This window comes from Deltaproteobacteria bacterium, assembly GCA_016210005.1.
Taxonomy (GTDB): Bacteria; Desulfobacterota; Binatia; order HRBIN30; family JACQVA1; genus JACQVA1.
This window is the reverse complement of the sequence record JACQVA010000264.1, coordinates 1-20,375: the sequence shown is the minus strand read 5'-3', so window position 1 is coordinate 20,375 and position 20,375 is coordinate 1. Positions and strand designations below refer to the sequence as shown.

Genomic DNA, 20,375 nt, shown 5'->3' with positions numbered 1-20,375 from the left:
TCGTTGAAGCGACGGATGAGGTTCTCGAAGAGGAGCCCCATCTGCTCGTTCGGCACCCGGTCGGGGTGCAGGTCCACGTCGCAGAACTTCGAGACCACAAGGTAAAGGATGTTCGCCTCGCGCATCTTCTCGATCTCATTTTCGACCTCGAAGTACTCGAAGATGCGGCGGACGTTCGCCGAAAAACCCTTGATGTAGCTGACGAGGTGCTGGGCGATTTGGTCCGGATCGCCCTTGAGCTTCTCGAACTCGAGCGGCGAATGGTTGTGGAATCGCTGGCCCGAGGCCTTGTTGAGCCGAGCGTCGAGCGCCTCGCCCTTGAACTTGTCCTTGGAGCGGTCGTGCTCGGCGAGGACCTTCGCCTTGGTCGCCGCGAGCACGCAGTCGAAACGGCGCAGCACCGTCATGGGCAGCATGACTCGCTCGTACTGCGGCGGGCGGTAGGGGCCGCGCAGCAGGTCCGCGATCTGCCAGATCAGGTTCGCAAAGTAGTTGTGGTCAGGCATCGCGCTCGTTCAAGGGATGTCAGTCTCTCCTCGCACCGTTCTGGTTGGGGCGCCTAACGTAAAAGGGTCTTTCCGTCATCCGGCGCGATGGGGCGTTGCGCGAGATGGTGTGCTGGTTGCCGCCGGATGGCGGAAAGGCCTACCTGCGCCGCGGCTTCGGCAGGCAGGCCCCGTAGAACTAAACCGCTGATCACCGACGGTGCTCCCCACGTGTTATGGGGATTGTAGGGCGGTTAGGGGTTCGATGGCAAGCGCGCGGGGTGGTCGAAGGCGGGGGCGATCGGGCGCAGAGATGCGACGCCGGAGCCACACCCGGGGGTGACGAAAGACGCGAACGGAGGCGATGGCGCTGACGTGAGACGCGCGGAGCGGCGCAGGGGCGCAAGGGGGCACGCGGGCGCACCACAGCGCAATGGTCGCGACGCGATCGTGAAAACGCAGCATGAAGCTCTTCGGCCGCCGCGAAAAGTCCGCCGGCATCGTCCCCTTCGTAAGGAACAACGTGTTCTCATCAAACGCTGCGACCGATGGTGGAGCCATCGAGTTCAACTGGTCGTTGCCTACAGTGAACGGGAACATCTTTACGGGGAATACGGCCACGCATTACGGTGGCGCGCTGCACGGGCGGCGCCGTTAGCGTCGATGAACTCGTGAGCGCGCCGTGAACAACGCGCTGAACGGGTGCGGGGGGACGGGGGGGGGCGCTAGGCTGGAGGCGCGATGGAAGCTACAGAGTGACGCTGGGAATTCTCGCGTGTTCGGCCGAAGCGCCCCGGTGTTTCGAGGTGTGCTGCGTCGCCTTGCGCGGATTCAATGAGCGGCTTATGGTGACTTCATGAGCCTGTTTCGAGTCAACGTCATCGCCCGCAACCCCCGGGATGAGACGCGCGCCACGCCGGCGCTTGAAGCGCTCGTCGACACCGGCTCGGAGCTAACGTGGCTTCCTGCCGACCTGCTCGCGCAAGCGGGCATCGCTCCGCGCCGCCGCCGCACGTTTCTAACCGCCACACAACAGACAGTGACCCGCGATATTGGCTATGCAATCCTCTCGACGGAAGGCTACGAAACGACCGACGAAGTGGTCTTCGCTGAACCAGGCGACATGATCCTGCTGGGCGTGCGAACCATCGAGGGGTTTGGTGTCATGGTCGACAATGTCGGCCATCGTTTCGTCGCACAGACAACTATCGTCGCGTGAGCAAGGATGGCCGCACTGCCGAGGAATCGATGAGCGTCGGCCCCCGGGCGGGGAGATCCGGAAACCGGACGAGTACACTTCTCCGCTGCCGTTCGTACTTGGCTGGATACGCAAATCCGAAGGTCTTCATCAGCCTCGTGCCTTTCCATAATTCCTTCTGTCGCTACCGCAGATCCTCGCGGGCCAAGCCCAATTGCACGAGCATTGCCCCGAGCAGGCCCGGCGACAGTTCCTTGCGCCGATCTTTCAGTACGGTGAACCGTTCTCCGTAGTACACAGTTCCGTGGCTACGCTTGCCTCGCTCTGTGCGAAAGACGCCCCGGACTCCGTGTCCGGTTCCGAGCTTCTGGAGCCTGCGAAGGAACTCAGCTCCGGTTACAGGCCGAACTCGGCGAGCGCCGATCACTCAAACGCGACTGCGGCTTTCGTTGACTTCCACAGCCCGGCCCGACTATGATTTTGCTTGCTGGCGGCGTTGAGGTGGTGAGGGTGTATCACTTGTTTCAACTAGTCGAATCCATTCCCAATCTGCAGGCCCTGAACCCTGCATGCGAGAGCCGGCCATGAGCACCGGCGGTGCGGGACCGCTGCGCGTGGTCCCCTTGGGCGGCTTGGGGGAAATCGGGCTCAACTGCCTGGTGCTGGAATACGGCCAGGCGGCGATCGCTATCGACTGCGGCCTGATGTTTCCCGAAACCCACATGCTCGGGGTCGATCTGGTCATCCCCGATCTCACCTACGTGCAGCAGCTGGGCGAGCGCTTTCTCGGTTTCGTCATCACCCACGGGCACGAGGACCACATCGGCGCGCTGCCCTATGCCCTGCGGGAATTGCAGGTGCCGGTCTACGCCACCGCCATGTCCGCCGGGCTGATCCGCGAGAAACTGCGCGAGCACGGGCTTGCCGATGCTGCCCGCTTGCACGTCGTCGAGCCGCGCCAGCCGTGGCAGATGGGGCCGTTTGTCATCGAGGCGCTGCACGTCACCCACTCGATCGTCGACGCGGTGGCGCTGGCTATCCGTACTCCGCTCGGCACGGTCATCCACAGCGGCGACTTCAAGTTCGACCAGACGCCGCTCGACGGCCGGCGCACGGACCTGCAACGCTTGGGCGAATACGGCGCGGCAGGGGTGTGGCTGCTGCTCTCCGACTCCACCAACGTCGAGCGCGAGGGCGTGACGCCCTCGGAACGAACGGTGCGCGACGACATCGATCGGATCTTTCGCGATACCGCCGGCAAGGTCTTCTTCTCCACTTTCTCCTCCCATGTGCACCGGCTGCAGCAGGTCTTGGAGTTGGCGCAGGGCACCGGCCGGCGCGTGGCGGTGATCGGGCGCAGCCTGACCAATAGCATCCAAATCGCCACCGACCTGGGCCATTTGCACTACCCGCCGGCGCTGTTCATCGACAGCAACACCATCGCCGCGCACGACCCGCGCCGCCTCGTGGTGCTCACCACCGGCAGCCAGGGCGAAGCCCTGTCGGCGTTGGTTCGCATCGCCATGGATGACCATCCGCAGGCGAAGATGCGCCCGGGCGACGCGGTCATCTTGTCCTCGCGCATAATCCCGGGCAACGAGAAGACCATCAGCAACCTCACCAACCACATGTACCGCCGCGGCGCCCAGGTGCACCATTCCCGTAGCGCGCAGGTGCACGTCTCGGGTCACGCCAGCCAGGAAGAGCTCAAGTTGATGGTGGCGCTGACGCGCCCGCGCTACTTCGTGCCGGTGCACGGCGAGTACCGCCACCTGGCGCGCCACCGGGCGCTGGCCCAGGCGATGGGCGTGGCGGAAGACCGGACTTTCCTGCTCGAGGACGGCAACATGCTCGAACTCGAGGCCGAGGGCGCGCGCGTGCGCGAGTCGATCGGCAGCGGGCGAGTGTTTGTCGACGGCAAGGGCATCGGCGATGTCAGCGACATCGTCTTGCGCGACCGCCGCCACTTGTCGCAGGACGGCATGGTGTTGGCCGTCCTCTCCCTCGACCAGCATTCGGGCGAACTGATCGCGGGGCCGGACTTGATCACGCGGGGCCTCTACGAAGAAGACGGCAGCGCGTATCTCGAACAGGCCAAGGCGGTCGTGCGCGACGCCTTGGCCCAGATCACACCCGAGTCCCGTACCGACTCACTAGAAGTGAAGGAGGAGGTCCGCAAGGCCCTCAAGCGGTATTTCGCGCGCACGTTGGACCGCCGGCCGGTCATTCTACCGTTCATCATGGAGATGTGAGGTGGCACAGGAACGAGCCGGGGTCATGGTGACGGCCGATCCGGCGGCCGTGGGTCAGCAGACGCCGAGCAACCGCAGCGGGCGGCGCAAGAAACCGCCGGCGGCGAGCGAGCCGGCGGGCGCCCGGGTGCTCGACGAAGTGGTCGCGGTGGTGGTGCTGGCGGCAGCACTCTTCGCGCTCGTGAGCCTCCTTTCCTATCAACGCGGCGCCACCAGCGGCAACCTCGGCGGTCCGGTCGGATACGGGCTGGCGAGTACCACCCTGCAAGCACTCGGCCTAGCAGCCTACTTGGTGCCGCTGCTGCTGTTGTGGCTGGCGGCGGCGCTGTTTCGTCAGGCGCTCGAGAGCGTGCCGGTAACCCGCGGCGTCGGCGGTCTGGCGTTGGTGGTCAGCCTGGCGGTTGCCATCGGGTGGCTGCGCCCGGAGCGCGAAGTGGCCGGGGCCGGCGGCTGGCTGGGCGGGTTCTTCGCCACGGTGCTGCGCGAAGCGTTCGGCAGCGGCGGGGCGTTGGTGCTGGTATTGTCGGTGCTGCTCATGTCGTTTGTCTTTGCCACCGGCATCTCACTGCGCCGAGCGCTGGGCGGCAGCCGGCAGGCGGCCGCCAGCAGCTGGGCGCGCGCGCGCCAACAGTGGCTGCGCCGGGCCGAGCGCAGCCGCGCGCGCTTGCTGCCGAGCGCGACGCGTGAACCGGTGGCGCCACGCGCCGATCCGATCATCGTCCTGCGCGACGAAATCAAAGAACCGGCGCCGGCCGCGCCACGGCTGGTAGTGTCGCTCCCGCCACCGCCGCCGCCGAAGGCAGCCGAGAAGCCGCCCCGGCCGGTGGTGCAAGAGCAGTTTCACTTCGCGGCAGACGGGCATTACCAGGTGCCGTCGATGACCTTTCTCGATCCGCCGCAGCGTAGCGGCATCCGCGTCGACGAAGAGGCGCTGCGCAGAAGTTCGCAGATTCTCGAAACCAAGCTGGCCGACTTCGGCATCCAGGGCAAAGTCGTCGCCGTGCGCCCCGGACCGGTGATCACTACCTTCGAGATCGAGCCGGCCCCGGGGGTCAAGGTCAACCGCATCGTCACCCTCGCCGACGACCTGGCGATGGCGCTGCGAGCGGTCGGGGTGCGCATCCTGGCGCCGGTACCGGGTACCGCCGTGGTCGGCATCGAGGTCGCCAACGCCCGCCGTGACAACATCGCCCTCAAAGAGATGATCGAGAGCGAGGCCTATAGCGCGGCCCCCTCGCCGCTGACGCTGGCCTTGGGCAAGGATACCGCCGGCAACCCGGTGATCGCCGATCTCGCCCGCATGCCCCACCTGCTGGTGGCCGGCGCCACCGGTACCGGCAAGTCGGTCTCGCTCAACGCTATGATCATGAGCATCCTCTTCAAGGCCTCGCCGCGCGACGTGCGCTTCGTCATGATCGACCTCAAGATGCTCGAACTGTCGGTCTACGAAGATATCCCGCACCTGCTGGTGCCGGTGGTGACCGACGCCAAGAAGGCGGTCGTCGTGCTGAAGAACCTGGTCGAGCAAATGGATGAGCGCTATCGCGCGATGAAGGGCCTCGGCGTGCGCAACATCGATGGCTACAACCGGCTGGTCGATCGCGAGGAGCAGGAACGCAACGCCGGCGTGATCGAGCTGAGCGAGGTGGTTGCCGATGACGACGAGGAGGAGGCCGGCGAGACCCAGCAGCCCCCGCGGCGCGAGCACCTGCCGAAGGTGGTCATCATCATCGACGAGCTGGCCGACTTGATGATGACCGTCGGCCGCAACGTCGAAGAGCCGATCACCCGCCTGGCCCAGAAGGCGCGGGCAGCCGGCATGCACCTGATCGTGGCCACCCAGCGGCCGTCGGTGGACGTGATCACCGGCCTGATCAAAGCCAACTTCCCGGCGCGGGTTTCGTTCCAAACCACCGCCCGGGTTGATTCGCGCACCATCCTCGATCACATCGGGGCCGAGCGCCTGCTCGGCGGCGGCGACATGCTCTATCTGCCGCCCGGGACCGCGCGCGTGCAGCGCTTGCACGGCGCTTTCGTCTCCGAAACCGAGATTCACAAGGTGGTCGAGTTCATCAAGCGGCAGGCCTCGCCGCTGTACGCCTTCGGCCTGCTCGAAAGCGACGATGAGGAGGACGGCGACGGGGGCGAGCCGGACGAGTTCGAAGACGCGATGTACGACCAGGCGGTCCGCCTGGTGACCGAGAGCCGGCAGGCCTCGATCTCGTGGGTGCAACGGCGGCTGCGCATCGGCTACAACCGGGCCGCGCGCATGATCGAGCGCATGGAGCGCGAGGGCGTGATCACTGCCAGTGAAGGCGGCAAGCCGCGCGAGGTCGTCGCCCGGCGCATCGATGGTGATTCGTGATACGACCACGGTGCCGCCATGGGCTTGCGGTTGCGCTCGTGCTGGCGCCGGCGTTGGTCGCGGCGGCCGGCGTCGAGGACACGGTGCGCGCCGTGCAGCAGCGTTACGATGAAACCGCAGATTTCACCGCCGACGTCACCCAGGAGATGACCATCGCCAGCCTGGGCCGGACCCTGACCGCACGCGGCACGGTGGCGTACAAGCGGCCGGGAAAGCTGCGCTGGCAGCTCGGCGACGGTTCGGGGCAGGTTATCGTCGCCGACGGCGCCAACCTGTGGCTGTACCAGCCCGAGGAGCGCCAGGTGTTGAAGGCACCGTTCCAGTCGGCGTTTCGCGCCGCCACACCGATTTCGTTCCTGCTCGGCGTCGGCCGCATCGCTGAAGATTTCGAGGCCACACTCGACCAGCCGCAGGCTGACGCCGGCGCCGCTGAGCTGACCTGGCTGAAGCTGATTCCGCGCCAAGGTGACGGCACCCTCGGTTGGCTGCGACTGGGCGTCACCCCTCGCCACTTCGACATCGCGGCCGCGGAAATCCACGATCAGCTCGGCAACGTCACCCGGCTGCGTTTCGCCAACTTGAAGCGCGGCGCCGGCGTGGACGAGGCGCAGTTCCGCTTCCAAGTGCCCGACGGGGTCGACGTGGTCAGCGCCCCGATCGGGTTCTAACCGGCGCCGCCGGCCGGCGACACGGAGGTTCCATGCCGTCATTCGACATCGTCTCGCAGGTCAATCGCCAGGAGATCGACAACGCCCTCAACCAGGCGCGCAAGGAGATCGGCCAGCGCTATGATTTCAAGGACAGCCAGACCACCATCGAGCTGGAGGAAGACGAGATTCGCATCAACTCCACCGACGACTTCAAGGTGAAGGCGGCGGCCGAGGTGCTGCGCGAGAAGCTCGCCCGCAGGCAGGTCCCGCTCAAGGCACTGGTCGACGGCGCGATCGAGCCCGCCGGCGGCGGCCGCGCCAAGCAGGTGATCAAAGTGCAAGAGGGGGTCTCGACCGAAAAGGCGCGCGACATCGTCAAGCGGGTCAAGGACGCCAAGCTCAAGGTCCAGGCCCAAATCCAGGCCGATCAGGTGCGCGTGACCGGTAAGAAGCGTGACGACCTGCAAGCCGTGATGGCGCTGCTCAAGCAACACGACTTCGGCCTGCCGCTACAGTTCGTCAACTTCCGCGAATGAGGCGCTGAGTAGCGGCGGGCCGGCCGGGGTCCGGAAGAGCGGCGCGCGACGATCGCTCCGGCGCGCGAGATGGCCGGATACCCGCCGGCGGAAGGCTCGGCGTACACAGGCTCCGCGGACGATATCGTCTGCTGCCCTCTTGTTGGACCCCCTCTCCACATTTCCAGGCGAGTAGGCTAGGGTCAGCCCGCGGTTCGCGGACCGACTTCGCTTGCAGAAGGTGTAGACCCGATGGCAGAACTCAAGCTCCCCGCCGGTGGCGCGCGCATCACCATGCGCGACGGCAAACTCCAGGTTCCCGACAACCCGATCCTGCCGTTCATTGAAGGCGATGGCACCGGGCCCGACATCTGGCGCGCCAGCCAGGCGGTGTTCGACGCGGCGGTGCAAAAGGCTTACGGCGGCAAGCGCCGCATCGCTTGGCTGGAGGTGCTGGCGGGCGAGAAGGCTTTCAATCGCACCGGCAACTGGCTGCCCGATGAGACGGTTGCCGCGTTCAAGGAGTTGATCGTCGGCATCAAGGGGCCGCTGACCACGCCCATCGGCGGCGGCATCCGCTCGCTCAACGTCGCCCTGCGCCAGTTGCTGGACCTCTACGTCTGCTTGCGCCCGGTGCGTTACTTCAGCGGCGTGCCCAGCCCGGTGAAGCATCCCGAGCTGATCGACATGGTGATCTTTCGCGAAAACACCGAGGACATCTATGCCGGCATAGAATGGCAGTCCGAGAGCGAGGAGGCGCGCAAGATCATCGCCTTTCTCCAGCAGAGCATGGGCGTCAAGAAGATCCGCTTCCCGGAGACCAGCGCGATCGGGATCAAGCCGGTCTCGCGCCAGGGCACCGAGCGCTTGATCCGCGCCGCGATCGAGTACGCCCTGCGCCAGCGCCGCCGTAGCGTCACCATGGTGCACAAGGGCAACATCATGAAGTTCACCGAGGGCGCCTTCCGCGACTGGGGCTACGCCATGGCGACGCGCGATTTTCGCGCCCAGGTGGTCACCGAGCGCGAGAGCTGGATACTTGGTAACAAGGAGGCCAAGCCCGAGCTTTCGGTCGAGGGCAACGCGCGCGAGATCGACCCCGGCTATGACTTGATGACCCCCGCTCAGCAGGAGAAGGTGCGCGCCGACGTCGAAGCGGCACTCAAGCTGTGGGACACTCACGGCAACGGGCAGTGGAAGAAGAAACTGTTGATCAGGGATGCCATCGCCGACATTACCTTGCAGCAGGTGCTCACCCGCCCGCGCGACTTCGACGTCATCGCCACCATGAACCTCAACGGCGACTACTTGTCCGACGCGCTCGCCGCCCAGGTCGGCGGCATCGGCATCGCTCCCGGGGGCAACATCAATTACCTCAGCGGGCATGCCATCTTCGAGGCCACGCACGGCACCGCTCCCAAGTACGCCAACCTCGATCAGGTCAACCCCGGCTCGGTCATCCTTTCCGGCGAGATGATGTTCCGCCATCTCGGCTGGAACGAGGTCGCTGACTTGATCATCAAAGGGGTGGAAGCGGCGATCAACGCCAAGACCGTCACCTACGACTTTCATCGCTTGATGGACGGCGCCACCAAGGTCAAGTGCTCGGAGTTCGGACAGGCGATCATTCGCCACATGTAGTGAGCTGAGCGAGGGCGTTGGCCATGCGCATCAAATCACGCGCCGGCAACTTCAACATGACCATCGATGAGGTCGGCACCGAGAACGGCGAGTTGGTGCTGAGCGGCAAGATGGGAGTGTGGCAGGCCAAGACCTATCTCAGCGCGCAGGAGCTGCAGGAAATGTTGAAGACGCTAAAGATCGAGGCCGGCGTGCTCGACTTCCTGGCCTTGTTCGGGTTTCGCTACCTGCGCCGATTGCTCGATGGCCAGGTGGCGGCGGAGCGATCCGAGGTCTCCAAGTAGGGGCTGGTGATCAGGCGCGGTTGCCGCCGGCGTCCGGTCGCCTTGGCGCGCTGGCAAGCGCTGGGTCGACGGTGTAGGAATGAGATGGCGAGTTACCCGGAATTACACATGGACCGGCATCGGCTAAGCGAGCTACGGAGCCGCGCCTATCATCAGGTGATTGCCGAGCGACTGCGCCGCGACCCGAGCATTCTCGATCGGGCGCGGGCCCGTGTGGAGAGCTGGATTCTCCTGAGCCCCACGCCCCCGTTTTATGCCTTGCAGTGGCAGGAGGTGCTCAGTCGCGATGCCGAGGCAGTGGCGGCCTTTCTCGCCGACGGGGGCGAGTTGGGCTGCGAGCTGCGCCAGTCGAGCCCGTTTGCCGGCGTGCTTTCGGCCGACGAGCGCTGGCAGATCTGGCGCCAAGTGGCGGCGCGGGAAGCCGGTCGATCGTGACGCGCGCCGAGTTGGAGCATGTGCTCCGCGCCGCCGCCGATATTGCGAACGACGACCACATCGTCGTTATCGGCAGCCAGGCACTGCTCGCCCAGTTTCCGGATGCTCCGGCATTGCTACGCGCGTCCGTTGAGGCGGACGTGTTTCCGCTCAGTCACCCGGAACGGGCCGACCTCATCGACGGGAGCATCGGAGAGTTATCGCCGTTTCACGCGACCTATGGCTACTACGCTCAAGGTGTGGACGAGGCCACGGCGGTGCTGCCGGTGGGCTGGCGTGAACGGCTCGTGCCGATTCGAAACGAGAATACACGGGGCGTCACCGGCTTGTGTCTCGAGGTGCACGATCTGCTGATCGCGAAAGCGATCGCGGGACGCGACAAGGATCGTCAGTTTGTCCGTGAGGCGATCCGACATCGGTTTGCAGAGGAGGCCACGTTGCTGGCTCGGCTTGCCGAGGTGCCGGAGCTTGCTCCTGGCATACGCGAACGTGTCCGAGCCGAGATCGAGGCGGCGTTCAAGGAGGCGGGACGGCCGTACCGGTAGATTGGACGCCGTGTCGTTGCTCGTCCGAGGGGAGCACCTCATATGACAGGCGCGTTGTCGGTGTGCTAGTCTCGGTGGTGTGATACCAGTTCGACCTCGATGCGGAGATACGAAGCATGAGACGAGCGACAAGCACCACCACGGATGTCCTGACGCTGGAAGAGGTAGCGGAATACCTCCGACTGCCAAGAGAGACGATCGAACGGGCGGCGAGGCAGGGGTGTATTCCCGGTCGGCGGATCGAGGATACGTGGCGTTTTCTCCGCGCGGCGATCGATGAGTGGCTGCGCTCACACGACGGCCGCACCATTTTGCTCCAGCAGGCCGGCGTCCTCGCTGAGGATGAATTCCTTGACTCGCTCCGGAGCGCAATCTACGCCGAACGGGGCCGGCCGGAAACCGACACGCGCGATGCGTGATGCTTCTGCTGACACCGACACGCTGACGTACCTCCATGCGGGTCACGCGCGCGTCGTTGAACGCCTGCGCGCCGTGGAGGATCCAGACGTCGGGACCACAATCGTTACCAAGATCGAACTGCTCCGCGGCCGTTTTGATCACGTGCTGAAAGCTGCAACTGCGGCGGAATGTCTCCGAGCTCAAGAGCGGCTTTTACGCACGGAAGAACTGTTGGCGCAGATCCTGTTCGTGCCGCTGAACCAAGCGGCGGTGGCACACGTCGATCGACTACGGGCTTTGCCCGGATTGCGGCGGATAGGACGGGCCGACCTGCTGATCGCGGCGATAGCCCTGGCGCACAAGGCGACGCTCGTTACGCGCAACGTTGGGCACTTTCGCCGAGTTCCCGGCCTCACGGTGGTGAACTGATCTCGCCTCCCCAGCACCCCCGAGTGCTGGACGACGCGGAGCGTCACGTCTTCCTTGACATCTCTTCCGAGTCCACGGTAAGCGCAGGCGTCACCGGGGCCTGCATGTAGCAGTGGCCAGCGGTGACGCCGCGTCGGAAGGGGGCTCGCATGACTTGGCTCGATTCTTTCACGCACGCACAATTCTAGCCTCGCTCTTCTCCCGCTCGGCCTGAAGAGGTCGCGTTTTTCAGCGCCTGTCTCGAAGGCTGAGCGGATATCTTGCGCACTTGCAGTCGTCATTGCGTGTCTTGAGAGCCACGCCTCTGCAGTTCCGCCGCCGAACGACGACTTCGCTGCTCCGACACGCCGACCGCGACGCCAACTGAGACCCCAACGAATACTCCGACGGCCACGCCGACACGGACGCCCACGGATACCCCGACGGCCACGCCGACCGCGACGCCGACACAGACACCCACAGCCACGCCGACTCCGTCGCCCAGCGCGTCGGCTACGCCGACCGTAACCCTGATCCCGACTCCCTCGCCGACGCCGACGGAAACCGCGACGCCCCCTCCGATCTGCACCGGCGACTGTGACAGCAGCAACGCCGTGACTGTCGACGAGCTGGTCGTCGGCGTCACCATCGCCCTCGGCGAGAACAGCGTCGACGCGTGTGAATCGTTCGACCTCGACCACAGCCTCACCGTGACCGTCGATGAGCTGGTTGCCGCCGTCCGCAACGCGTTGGATGGGTGCTGATGATGCTGCGGCCTTGTATCGGTGCCGGGGATTGGCTTAACTGAGAAAAGCCACTCTGGCGCGAAGGGAGGTTCGACATGGTGACCATCACGTTTCCCGACCGCGAGACCGAGAAACAGGCCGTCGGCTTTTTGCTGGGCCGTTTCTCCGGGCGCGTCCTCCGCTCGGGCGAGCATCTCGTGCCTGAGGCGGCTCTGGAAGCGCTCGCTGATCAAAATATTCCGTTCACAGTGAAGGGCAAGGCGTCGTATGAGCAGCAAGTGGCGGCGATTCGAGGTGCTGCTTCCACTCCAGTTCAATGACGGGCGCGATGTGCCTTCCGAGTGGCTGGCCGAGGCGGTGTTCCAAATCGTCGATCACCTTGGCGCGGCGAGTTACGAGACACAAAAAGTCGAGGGGCATTGGCGACAGGGTGGCGTGGCGTACCGGGACAATCTGGTGAAGATCGTTGTCGACGTGCCTGACACAGCCAAGAACCGAACGTGGATGAAGCGCTTCAAAGAGCGCTGGAAAACGCGCCTAGAACAGCTTGAGCTTTGGATGGTGAGCTATATCGCGTCGATGTCGAGTAAGCTGGTTGCCGTCGCGGCGCGACCAGCGGGTGCGTGACCCAACGTCGACGTCGACCGCTACGCCGCAGACGGGCGGTCGTTCACGCTGGTTTCCACTTCACTCCCCGGTGCACGACGAAGCCGGAGCGGCAGCAACACCATCACTGTCGATGAGCTGGTCACCGGCGTCACCATCGCCCTCGGCGAGAACAGCATCGACGCGTGCGCGTCGTTCGACATCGACCACAGGCTCACCGTGACCGTCGACGAATTGGTCGCCGCCGTCGGCAACGCCTCGGATGGGTGCGGATGAGAGACAGTAGGCAGTCGGCAATAGGCAGCAGGCAGAGGGAGGGTAGTCTTCGGCATCAGCGCCCGCAATCCGAAGGGAGAATCTCGCGCCAAGGCGCCAAGGCTAACCGGAACAACAGAACCGTGGGACCCAGACGACCGCGAGTTTCGTTCAAGAATCCCCCAGTGGTTTGTCATTGCACTCTTGCCTTTCGCGTCTTGGCGCGAGGCATTCGTTCTGCGGATGGCCGCCGATGTTGCGCTGGACCTGACGCCTGGCCTTCCTTGGCGAGCTGTCGTAGACTTTTGTCCAGGAGGTCGTCTCATGCGTGCCGTTGCGAGGATTGTGGAAGAAGTGCAGAAGTTACCGCCGAAGGACCGCCGCACACTGATCAGCCTGCTGACGAAGACGGCGAGCCGCAAGTCGACAGCACCGCGAAGTCGCCCGAAGCCCGGCAGTGCGAGCGGTACACAAGGTCCGTACGCGGCGCTGCTCAGGTTCGCTGGTACCATGCGCAGCCGCAACACTGACGTATCGAGCGACAAGTATAAGCACCTGGCGGGGATCTACGCGGACAATCACGACAACCTGTGAAGCGTGCCGTTGTCGATGGCGGCGGATTCTTCGCGTTGCGGGTGCGCGACGATCGCCACCACGCACAAGCGGCAGCGTTGTTTCAGCTTGCGGACGACGAACGGTGGGCCTTGGTGACAACCAACGTCGTGATCATCGAAGCGTATTCGCTGTTTCTCGCGCGCTCCCGCGGTGGTCCGCGTGATGCCGTCAAGTTTCTCGACGCCTTGCGCGATACCCGTTGCCGGATCGAACGGATTCGTCCCAGAGACGAGGAGCGTGCGATCGCACTCGTGCGTGCCCACGAAGACAAGAGCTACTCCCTCTGCGATGCGTTGAGCTTCGTTGTTATGGAGCGCCTCGGTATCAAAGAGGCGATCGCCTTCGATCGGCACTTCAGCGAGTATGGGCGCTTCACCATCCCGTAGGCGCAGCCCGGGACGCCGGAAGTGGTCGACAAGGCATCGCCAAGCAGTACGCCCTTCGCGACGGAAATCCCCGACCGCCACGGCCACTCCAGCTACGACCCAAGTTCCGACACCCTCCGCGAGACTGACTGACCTGGCAACGCCCGCTCCGACCTGCACCGGCGACTGCGATGATAGCGACTGCGTCACCGTCGACGAGCTGGTCGTCGGCGTGACCATCGCCCTCGGTGAGAGCAGCGTCGACGCCTGCGCGTCCTTCGACCTCGATCACAGCCTCACCGTGACCGTTGACGAATTGGTCGCCGCCGTCCGCAACGCGTTGGATGGGTGCGGATAGGAGACGACGACTCGCCCCGGGGTCAACACAACGTGGCGCTACTGCGTCTGGATCGTTCGCATATCCGTGCGCCCAGCCTGGTGAAGAACACACTCGCTGACGGTCGTGCTGTCGCTTGTTTCTCCCGCCACCCTGGGCGATACTGCGTCAGTTGTCGAAGCCGCCATGCGTTTGCTCGACATCATCGAGGCGATCGACGGGCCTCTTTTTCGGGTTACCGACCACGCGGACGAAGAGACGCACGCGGATGGGCTGACACTTGATGAAATCTGTTTCTCGGTCCGTCACGGGGAGATCATCGAGGAGTACCCGGCTGACCGGCCGTATCCGAGCTGTCTCGTGTATGGAAGAGCCATCGGCGAAAACCCCGTGCACAGCGTGTGGGCCTACAACGCGGCAGCTCGGTGGGCCGTGTTGGTGACGGTGTATCGCCCCGATCCCGATCGCTGGATTGAGTGGCGCCAACGAAGGAGGTGAGCCTATGAAGCCATTCGAAAAGTGTCCCGTGTGCGGTGGTGAGGTAGTGGAGAGAGACGTCGAGAAGCTGTTGCGCGGAGGGGTTCACACGGCCGCGGTGCGCGTTCGGGCCGAGGTGTGCCTGCGGTGCGGCGAACGTTTGTACGCCGAAGAAACGATCCGGCGCTTTGAAACAATTCGCGGGAAGCTTGAGAGAAACCAAACGGCCGATTTCGAGCCCCTAGGCCAGTCATTTCAGGTGGCGGAGGGCTGAATCCGGGGTGAAGCCCCACGGGCGATGTGGCAGATTGCGTGGCGCAGAAGCGAAGCGGCTACCGCCCTCGGCGACTGTCTCGCCTGCTTCTTCAGTGGCCGCACCGCCTTGGGGGCGTTGCTCGGTTGTTCGGAAATCAGCGCGCGTTTACCTACGACGCGCCGGCTTCGTGGCATCGATACCCGATCCGTCGAATCGCCCCATCGGAGCGTTAGCCGAGCGGAGGCCGGTGCGGTAGAGTCCGCGGGTGCCTGAGCTGAGCCGCTTTCTGGGAATCGTGATCACGATGTTCTACCGAGCTTTGGCGCTGGAATCGTGCGCTGGTGGCCGATCTGTTGTTCCGCAGCGTCCGGGAGACATTGTTCGGCGTGCTGGTTGATCCCCTCACCTCAATCCTTCCCCGCGAGTGATGCGAGGAGAGGAGGCTTGTGCTCCTTCGACCGTTATCGGTTAAAGAGGGCGGGGGCGACAAAAGTCATTGACTTCCGCCGGCACTGGCGCGAGAGAAAGGCTCACGGAGGTGCGTTATGGCGGAACAGCGGCTTTCGGCGATCCCCGAGGTTGACGAGGCGTGGAACTTCTCGCTCTTCGAGGCCATCCTCAACCGACGCTCGCGCCGCTTCGGTCTCGGCATGGAAATCAAGGAAGGCCCCAACGCCTTCAAATCGCCGAACGATCCGGTCCCGCTCACCGAGCTGGAAGAGGCGATGCTCATCACCGCCGGCACCGGCGTCAGCGGCTTGAACCTCGCCGACATGCCCCACACCAAGCGCCCCGAGAAAGCCTACGACTTGGCCGAGTGGGACGGCATGTGCAACACCATGATGGAGCACGTCGGCCGCACCTGGTCGAGCCCCTGCGGCAACCATGGCACCGAGCTGTTCTACACCAACGACGAGGGCTTGTACTTCCTCAACCTGCGCGAGGTGCAGCCGGAGCACATGCGCGAGTTCGACGACAAGAGCGACCGGGACAAGATGATCGAGTTCGTGCGCCAGCACCGCGTCGAACTGTCCAAAGAGCGCCTCGACTTGCCGCGCAATACGACGGCGATCATGTCGTTCAACTTGTGGAACGTGAACATGCCCGGCAGCACGCTGTTCATGCCGGTGACCGACCTGACGGAGGAGTTTATCAACGCCATCATGCTGATGGCCGATCTTGGCGCCTACCTGGTTGATGACCTGCACGGCTACGTTCCGTGTGGCAACGAGCGCTGGGTGAAGGATGGCCACGTCGATAACCCGATGCCGCTGTCGTACTTCGAGCGCGGCATCATGACCGCCACCTCGGTGGAAGCCGGCTTCATCGATCACAACATCATGCTGGCCTGCCAGGCGATGGGACTGGGGGGCTGGATCTTCGGCGGCGTTACCAGCCTGGTGGCGATGGGCGGCACGCCGCTGTGCCGCGGACTGGGCTTCCACTTCGAGGGCAGCCCGTTCGATCCCAATCAGGTGCCGCACCCGATCGGGATCGACGGCCTGTTTGAAAGCTACCGCCCGCCGTACTTTCCCAACATGGCGGCGGCGGTGGATGCGGTGGTCGCCAAGAAGTTCGGCCCCAAAGGCACCTTCAACCCGAGCAGCAGCAAGCCGGCGCCGTACTTGAACCGCGGCGATTTCCTGCGCCAGGTACCGCACACTCCCGAGAAGACGATTCAGCTGTGCAAGGACACCTGTAACTACATCTGGCAGACTTACGGCCGCTTTCCGGCGCACGCCGACCCGATGGTGCTTTACGCCTATTGTCAGGTGCAGCACCTCGAGCTGGAGTTCTATGACAAGTACTACCGCCCCGGCGCCTACCTGCGTTCCCACCGCGAGCACATGAAGAAGTGGCACAAGCTGGAGGCCAAGGCCGGCCGCAAGGCAGCGTGACCTCCGCCGCAATGCCGCCGCGCAAGGCCGCCGCGCCGGTGCTCCGAGGCCGTTGCGGGAGCGTTATCAGGCGCGGTGCCGCCGCATGACAGTGCCCACGCCTTCGGCCGCGCGCTCCTCGCCGCGCGGCGGTGTGCGCTGGCTGTTGCGCGCGCTACTGCTCGGCGAGATTGCCGCCGCCGTCTTCTTGGTCGCCCGGCAAGCGCCGATGACGTGGCAGCAGCGCTGGGTACAAGACGACGCCTACGTCAGCTTCCGCTACGCCCACAACCTGGTCCGCGGCCACGGTCTGGTCTACAACCCCGGTGCGCGGGTCGAGGGCTACAGTAACTTTCTGTGGACCGTGTTGGCGGCGCTGCCGCTGGCGCGCGGTGCCAGTGATCCGCTGCCCTTCATGCACGCCGCCGGCTTCGGCTGTTGGCTGTTGTCGTACCTGCTGTTGCTGCTCTTGGGCGTTCGGCTCTTCCGCCAGGGCGTATGGATCGCGCCGCTGGCGCTGGCGCCGCTGACATATCACTGGTCGTTCAATCTCTGGTTTGTCTCCGGCATGGAGACGCCGCTGGTTACATTGCTGACGATCGCGGCCGTGTTCTTCCTTTCGCTGGAGCCCACGGCGCATGGCTTCGGCCCGTTCGCCGTCAGTCTGACTGCGGTTGCGCTGGCCATGGCCCGGCCCGACGGGATCGTGACTGCGGCAGCGCTGGCGCTGGCGGGGCTGGTGCTCTGGTGGCGGCCACTGCTGCACAAGAACTGGGTTGTGTATTTCTGGGGCCCACTGCTGCCGATCGTGACCGTCTACGCGCCCTACCAGCTGTGGCGGGTGTGGTACTACGGCTCATTCTTTCCGAACACCTATTACGCCAAGGTCGCCTATTTGCCGTTCTATGCCCGGGGCTGGGAATACTTGCAGGCGTATCTCGACACCTATCAGTGCGCCCCGTTTCTGGCGGCGGTGATCGCCGGTGCCTTGGCCGCGCGAGCCGGAGCCGCCCAGCGCTTTCTGATCGCCACCTTGCTTGCCACCGCGTTCGTCTTCTTCCACGTGGTCCGCCTCGGCGGCGATTTCATGGAGTGGCGCTTCCTTATGCCAGTCAGCGGCGTGCTCTACCCGGCGGCCGCCGTCGGAGCCGCCGTGTGTGGCGAGCGCGCGTGGGCGGTGCTGCGGGCTTTCTCAAGCCGCGAGCACCTCGGCCAGGCACGCGCAGCCGGTCTGTTGACCGGCTTGGGTGTACTCGGCGTGCTGGCGCTGGTGACGGAGCGGGCGGCGGTGATCGCTCGCGACGTCCCGGGGCCGCAACAGGAAACCATCGGCCTGTTGCGCCGATACTGCGATCCGCGCGTGCTCAACTGGGGCGCGGTCGGCCAGTTGTTCGACGAGGTGCTACCGCACACGGCCCGCATCGCCACCACTTCAGCGGGAATCATTCCGTTCTACTGCGACCGCCCTTGCCTCGATCTCCATGGCCTCACCGATCCCGAAATCGCTCACAGCCCGGTCGATCCGTACAACCGCGGCCGCACCGGGCATGAGCACTGGTTGCAGGATTTCAACCGCATGCGCCAGCGCGGCGTTGACATCTATCTTCCCTGGGCGCAGCCCAAGGCGGTGCCCAACGCGCTGTTGACCCCGCCGCAAGACGCCTTCGAGACCGTCAGCGCGCGCCTGCCCAACGGGCTCTACGTTGACTTCGTCATCTTGAATCACCACACCGTCGATCGCACCGCGCTGCGCAGCGACCGTCGCCTGGTGTTCTTCGGCGACGTCCCTTTGGTGGATCGAAAGGAACTCCACTCCCTGCGCTACCTGCTGTACGATCACCGCGTGGTCGACACGCTGGATCTGGAAGAGGTGGAGTCGCAGCTGGTACACGCCTTTACCGAGGTCGTCGATCGGCAGCGCCCGGTGCACAACTTTCACGAGAAGATCCTGCCATATCGCGTGCCGCTGGACCTCCTGATGGTTGACACCGGCCGGCGCATCGCCGACCAGGCGCAGTGGACCGTTACCAACGTCACCGCCGGGGAGGATCTGCTACTGGTGGTGCGTTACGACCACAGCGGCGGCAGCGGACAATACCGGCTGGAAGTGAATGGCCAGAGCATCGACGGCCTGCTGGAGTTCCCGCACGGCCCCGAGCTGTGGGATGAAGCCGTGCTGCGCGTTCCGGCGACCGTACTGCTGACGGGCGCGAATACGTTTCGCCTGATTCGTCTCGCCGCCAGCCCCTTCGACGCCGAGCTGTACTTCATGTGGTTCTTGCAGCCCAGCAAGGCAACTGCGGACAAGTGAGCATGCCATGACAGAAGCCGAGCGCGCCTGGGCCCCGATCCTGCCGCGCGAACCAATGGTGATTCCAGATAACTTTGCCTGGGGCGTGGCCTCGTCCGCCTTTCAGGCCGAGGGCGGCACCGTCCCCAATGACTGGGTGGCGGCGGCGCGCGCGGGGCGCGTACCGCCGAATCCGGGCAATGGTTTTTGGCACTGCGCTGAAGCCGACTTCCGCCTGGCCGCGGACCTCGGCATTCGTCACTACCGGCTGTCGGTGGAATGGAGTCGGGTCGAACCCGCCGAAGGGTGCTTCGATGAAGCGGCGCTTGACCGCTACCGGCGCATGTGCGACGCGGCCGCCGCCTGCGGCATCGCACCGTGGGTGAACCTCTTTCACTTCACCCACCCGCAGTGGGTGGTGCAAGGCGGGGGCTTGCAGACGGCGGAGAACCGGGAGCGGTTCCTGCGCTACCTCGAGCGGGTCGCGCGAGCGCTCGCCGGGCACGCGCGCCACTTTCACACCCAGAACGAATCCATGATCTACGTTGTGGCCGGATATCTGCTGGGCGAAAACCCGCCGTTCTTGCGCGATCCTGAGATCGCCTACGACATGTCACACCACGTGTTTGCGCTGCACGCGCGAGGGTACGGCATTCTGCACGAGATAGTGCCTGAGGCGACCGTGGCAACCATCGAGGTCTACGTGCCGCTAATCGCGCAAGACGAGGCCGGGATCGAGCCCGCGCGCCAGTTCGACGCCTGGTACCACGGAGCGTGGCTGCGCGGTCTGGCCACCGGCGTGGTCGAGCTGCCCGGCCGCGAGCCGGTGGAGGTACCCGGCCTGCGCGGCGCGCTGGACCTGTATGGCTTCAATTACTACGCCGCGTCGTCGATCGGCAAAGGCGGCATCGGCCCGTACGCGGCGCATGATCCGGCTCCGGTTGACAACATGGGGCGGTACGTCTGCCCGCAGGAAATGGAGCGCGGACTGCAGCGCGTCGCCGCCGCGCTGCCGGGGATGCCGATTTTGGTTACGGAGAACGGCTGCCCCACCCGCGACGAGCGCTTCCGGATCCGCTACATCGCGGCGCACCTGGCGGCCGTCTTGCGCGCCCGTGCTGCGGGTAGCGACATCCGCGGCTATTTCCACTGGACCGCGGTGGACAATTACGAGTGGCTGCACGGCTTCGGCGAGGCGCGTTTCGGCCTGATCGGCTTTGATCCCGTTTCGCTGGCGCGCACGGTGAAACAATCGTGTCCTTCCGGTGAGCATGCATAGCTCGATTTTTCCGGGGCGATCGGTTGCGACCGGGCCACCGAGACGGAGCGACGGATCAGCGGGGTGGGAACCGGCTGCGCCGCCACCGGTCAGCG

General features: G+C 64.9%; 25 protein-coding genes. 22 read left to right on the top strand and 3 right to left on the bottom strand.

Annotated elements, in window-relative coordinates:
* A partial coding sequence (locus HY699_25190) for a type I restriction-modification system subunit M N-terminal domain-containing protein (protein ID MBI4519099.1) occupies window positions 1-506 on the bottom strand: 506 nt, incomplete at its 3' end.
* A 442-nt stretch (window positions 507-948) separates the two neighbouring features.
* Between HY699_25190 and HY699_25185 the strand changes: the two genes are divergently transcribed.
* From HY699_25185 to HY699_25130, 12 genes are all read left to right on the top strand, one after another.
* Window positions 949-1,143 (top strand): hypothetical protein, encoded by a 195-nt coding sequence (locus tag HY699_25185; protein ID MBI4519098.1) that lies wholly within the window; start codon window positions 949-951, stop codon window positions 1,141-1,143.
* 198 nt (window positions 1,144-1,341) lie between these two features.
* Window positions 1,342-1,704 (top strand): hypothetical protein, encoded by a 363-nt coding sequence (locus HY699_25180; protein MBI4519097.1) that lies wholly within the window; start codon window positions 1,342-1,344, stop codon window positions 1,702-1,704.
* A gap of 563 nt (window positions 1,705-2,267) precedes the next feature.
* Window positions 2,268-3,935 (top strand): ribonuclease J, encoded by a 1,668-nt coding sequence (locus tag HY699_25175; protein MBI4519096.1) that lies wholly within the window; start codon window positions 2,268-2,270, stop codon window positions 3,933-3,935.
* A 1-nt stretch (window position 3,936) separates the two neighbouring features.
* The gene (locus HY699_25170; GenBank protein MBI4519095.1) at window positions 3,937-6,300 is read left to right on the top strand and encodes a DNA translocase FtsK 4TM domain-containing protein; all 2,364 of its coding nucleotides are present in this window, start codon (window positions 3,937-3,939) and stop codon (window positions 6,298-6,300) included.
* Window positions 6,297-6,968 (top strand): outer membrane lipoprotein carrier protein LolA, encoded by a 672-nt coding sequence (locus tag HY699_25165; GenBank protein ID MBI4519094.1) that lies wholly within the window; start codon window positions 6,297-6,299, stop codon window positions 6,966-6,968. The genes HY699_25170 and HY699_25165 overlap by 4 nt, the downstream gene beginning before the upstream one ends.
* A gap of 32 nt (window positions 6,969-7,000) precedes the next feature.
* On the top strand, window positions 7,001-7,486 hold the full coding sequence (locus tag HY699_25160; protein ID MBI4519093.1) for a YajQ family cyclic di-GMP-binding protein: 486 nt from the start codon (window positions 7,001-7,003) through the stop codon (window positions 7,484-7,486).
* 231 nt (window positions 7,487-7,717) lie between these two features.
* Complete coding sequence (gene icd, locus HY699_25155) at window positions 7,718-9,106, top strand: NADP-dependent isocitrate dehydrogenase (protein ID MBI4519092.1); 1,389 nt, start codon at window positions 7,718-7,720, stop codon at window positions 9,104-9,106.
* A 23-nt stretch (window positions 9,107-9,129) separates the two neighbouring features.
* Window positions 9,130-9,390: a hypothetical protein gene (locus tag HY699_25150; protein ID MBI4519091.1), complete on the top strand. Its 261-nt coding sequence runs from the start codon at window positions 9,130-9,132 to the stop codon at window positions 9,388-9,390.
* Between the two features lie 108 nt (window positions 9,391-9,498).
* Window positions 9,499-9,825 carry a hypothetical protein gene (locus HY699_25145; GenBank protein MBI4519090.1) on the top strand — a complete coding sequence of 109 codons (327 nt, stop codon included), beginning with the start codon at window positions 9,499-9,501 and terminating at the stop codon, window positions 9,823-9,825.
* Window positions 9,822-10,370 (top strand): hypothetical protein, encoded by a 549-nt coding sequence (locus HY699_25140; protein ID MBI4519089.1) that lies wholly within the window; start codon window positions 9,822-9,824, stop codon window positions 10,368-10,370. The genes HY699_25145 and HY699_25140 overlap by 4 nt, the downstream gene beginning before the upstream one ends.
* 116 nt (window positions 10,371-10,486) lie before the next feature.
* Window positions 10,487-10,789, top strand: a complete 303-nt coding sequence (locus tag HY699_25135) for a helix-turn-helix domain-containing protein (GenBank protein MBI4519088.1) — start codon at window positions 10,487-10,489, stop codon at window positions 10,787-10,789.
* On the top strand, window positions 10,782-11,198 hold the full coding sequence (locus tag HY699_25130; GenBank protein MBI4519087.1) for a type II toxin-antitoxin system VapC family toxin: 417 nt from the start codon (window positions 10,782-10,784) through the stop codon (window positions 11,196-11,198). The genes HY699_25135 and HY699_25130 overlap by 8 nt, the downstream gene beginning before the upstream one ends.
* Window positions 11,199-11,475: 277 nt before the next feature.
* On the opposite strand, the gene HY699_25125 is transcribed toward HY699_25130, so the two are convergent.
* Window positions 11,476-11,787, bottom strand: coding sequence for a hypothetical protein (locus tag HY699_25125; GenBank protein MBI4519086.1), 312 nt, complete (start codon window positions 11,785-11,787; stop codon window positions 11,476-11,478).
* 4 nt (window positions 11,788-11,791) lie between these two features.
* On the opposite strand from HY699_25125, the gene HY699_25120 reads away from it, so the two are divergent.
* From HY699_25120 to HY699_25110, 3 genes are all read left to right on the top strand, one after another.
* Window positions 11,792-11,941 carry a hypothetical protein gene (locus HY699_25120; GenBank protein ID MBI4519085.1) on the top strand — a complete coding sequence of 50 codons (150 nt, stop codon included), beginning with the start codon at window positions 11,792-11,794 and terminating at the stop codon, window positions 11,939-11,941.
* Window positions 11,942-12,018: 77 nt separating this feature from the next.
* Complete coding sequence (locus HY699_25115) at window positions 12,019-12,243, top strand: hypothetical protein (protein ID MBI4519084.1); 225 nt, start codon at window positions 12,019-12,021, stop codon at window positions 12,241-12,243.
* Window positions 12,191-12,550 carry a hypothetical protein gene (locus tag HY699_25110; GenBank protein ID MBI4519083.1) on the top strand — a complete coding sequence of 120 codons (360 nt, stop codon included), beginning with the start codon at window positions 12,191-12,193 and terminating at the stop codon, window positions 12,548-12,550. The genes HY699_25115 and HY699_25110 overlap by 53 nt, the downstream gene beginning before the upstream one ends.
* Before the next feature lie 20 nt (window positions 12,551-12,570).
* Here HY699_25110 and HY699_25105 read toward each other — a convergent pair whose 3' ends face one another.
* Window positions 12,571-12,861 carry a hypothetical protein gene (locus HY699_25105; GenBank protein ID MBI4519082.1) on the bottom strand — a complete coding sequence of 97 codons (291 nt, stop codon included), beginning with the start codon at window positions 12,859-12,861 and terminating at the stop codon, window positions 12,571-12,573.
* A gap of 247 nt (window positions 12,862-13,108) precedes the next feature.
* On the opposite strand from HY699_25105, the gene HY699_25100 reads away from it, so the two are divergent.
* The 7 genes from HY699_25100 (at window position 13,109) to HY699_25070 (ending at window position 20,280) form a co-directional block, all read left to right on the top strand.
* The gene (locus HY699_25100; GenBank protein ID MBI4519081.1) at window positions 13,109-13,378 is read left to right on the top strand and encodes a hypothetical protein; all 270 of its coding nucleotides are present in this window, start codon (window positions 13,109-13,111) and stop codon (window positions 13,376-13,378) included.
* Window positions 13,375-13,785 carry a type II toxin-antitoxin system VapC family toxin gene (locus HY699_25095; GenBank protein ID MBI4519080.1) on the top strand — a complete coding sequence of 137 codons (411 nt, stop codon included), beginning with the start codon at window positions 13,375-13,377 and terminating at the stop codon, window positions 13,783-13,785. Before HY699_25100 ends, HY699_25095 begins: the two co-directional genes overlap by 4 nt.
* A 502-nt stretch (window positions 13,786-14,287) precedes the next feature.
* Window positions 14,288-14,599, top strand: coding sequence for a DUF4258 domain-containing protein (locus tag HY699_25090; protein ID MBI4519079.1), 312 nt, complete (start codon window positions 14,288-14,290; stop codon window positions 14,597-14,599).
* A 4-nt stretch (window positions 14,600-14,603) separates the two neighbouring features.
* Entirely contained in the window at window positions 14,604-14,852 is a 249-nt protein-coding gene (locus HY699_25085) for a YgiT-type zinc finger protein (GenBank protein MBI4519078.1), read from the top strand.
* Window positions 14,853-15,379: 527 nt separating this feature from the next.
* Entirely contained in the window at window positions 15,380-16,732 is a 1,353-nt protein-coding gene (locus HY699_25080; GenBank protein ID MBI4519077.1) for a hypothetical protein, read from the top strand.
* Window positions 16,733-16,817: 85 nt separating this feature from the next.
* On the top strand, window positions 16,818-19,022 hold the full coding sequence (locus HY699_25075; GenBank protein MBI4519076.1) for a hypothetical protein: 2,205 nt from the start codon (window positions 16,818-16,820) through the stop codon (window positions 19,020-19,022).
* Window positions 19,023-19,029: 7 nt separating this feature from the next.
* Window positions 19,030-20,280, top strand: coding sequence for a glycoside hydrolase family 1 protein (locus HY699_25070; GenBank protein MBI4519075.1), 1,251 nt, complete (start codon window positions 19,030-19,032; stop codon window positions 20,278-20,280).
* Window positions 20,281-20,375 lie beyond the last annotated feature (95 nt).

Excerpts from the sequence above, each read along its gene's own strand:
- HY699_25185 (MBI4519098.1), top strand. The coding sequence starts at position 949 with ATGAAGCTCTTCGGCCGCCGCGAAAAGTCCGCCGGCATCGTCCCCTTC.
- HY699_25105 (MBI4519082.1), bottom strand. The coding sequence starts at position 12,861 with ATGCCGAAGACTACCCTCCCTCTGCCTGCTGCCTATTGCCGACTGCCT.
- HY699_25160 (MBI4519093.1), top strand. The coding sequence starts at position 7,001 with ATGCCGTCATTCGACATCGTCTCGCAGGTCAATCGCCAGGAGATCGAC.
- HY699_25135 (MBI4519088.1), top strand. The coding sequence starts at position 10,487 with ATGAGACGAGCGACAAGCACCACCACGGATGTCCTGACGCTGGAAGAG.
- icd (MBI4519092.1), top strand. The coding sequence starts at position 7,718 with ATGGCAGAACTCAAGCTCCCCGCCGGTGGCGCGCGCATCACCATGCGC.
- HY699_25110 (MBI4519083.1), top strand. The coding sequence starts at position 12,191 with ATGAGCAGCAAGTGGCGGCGATTCGAGGTGCTGCTTCCACTCCAGTTC.
- HY699_25115 (MBI4519084.1), top strand. The coding sequence starts at position 12,019 with ATGGTGACCATCACGTTTCCCGACCGCGAGACCGAGAAACAGGCCGTC.
- HY699_25130 (MBI4519087.1), top strand. The coding sequence starts at position 10,782 with ATGCGTGATGCTTCTGCTGACACCGACACGCTGACGTACCTCCATGCG.
- HY699_25075 (MBI4519076.1), top strand. The coding sequence starts at position 16,818 with ATGACAGTGCCCACGCCTTCGGCCGCGCGCTCCTCGCCGCGCGGCGGT.
- HY699_25150 (MBI4519091.1), top strand. The coding sequence starts at position 9,130 with ATGCGCATCAAATCACGCGCCGGCAACTTCAACATGACCATCGATGAG.
- HY699_25175 (MBI4519096.1), top strand. The coding sequence starts at position 2,268 with ATGAGCACCGGCGGTGCGGGACCGCTGCGCGTGGTCCCCTTGGGCGGC.
- HY699_25085 (MBI4519078.1), top strand. The coding sequence starts at position 14,604 with ATGAAGCCATTCGAAAAGTGTCCCGTGTGCGGTGGTGAGGTAGTGGAG.
- HY699_25090 (MBI4519079.1), top strand. The coding sequence starts at position 14,288 with ATGCGTTTGCTCGACATCATCGAGGCGATCGACGGGCCTCTTTTTCGG.
- HY699_25100 (MBI4519081.1), top strand. The coding sequence starts at position 13,109 with ATGCGTGCCGTTGCGAGGATTGTGGAAGAAGTGCAGAAGTTACCGCCG.
- HY699_25180 (MBI4519097.1), top strand. The coding sequence starts at position 1,342 with ATGAGCCTGTTTCGAGTCAACGTCATCGCCCGCAACCCCCGGGATGAG.
- HY699_25070 (MBI4519075.1), top strand. The coding sequence starts at position 19,030 with ATGACAGAAGCCGAGCGCGCCTGGGCCCCGATCCTGCCGCGCGAACCA.
- HY699_25080 (MBI4519077.1), top strand. The coding sequence starts at position 15,380 with ATGGCGGAACAGCGGCTTTCGGCGATCCCCGAGGTTGACGAGGCGTGG.
- HY699_25145 (MBI4519090.1), top strand. The coding sequence starts at position 9,499 with ATGGACCGGCATCGGCTAAGCGAGCTACGGAGCCGCGCCTATCATCAG.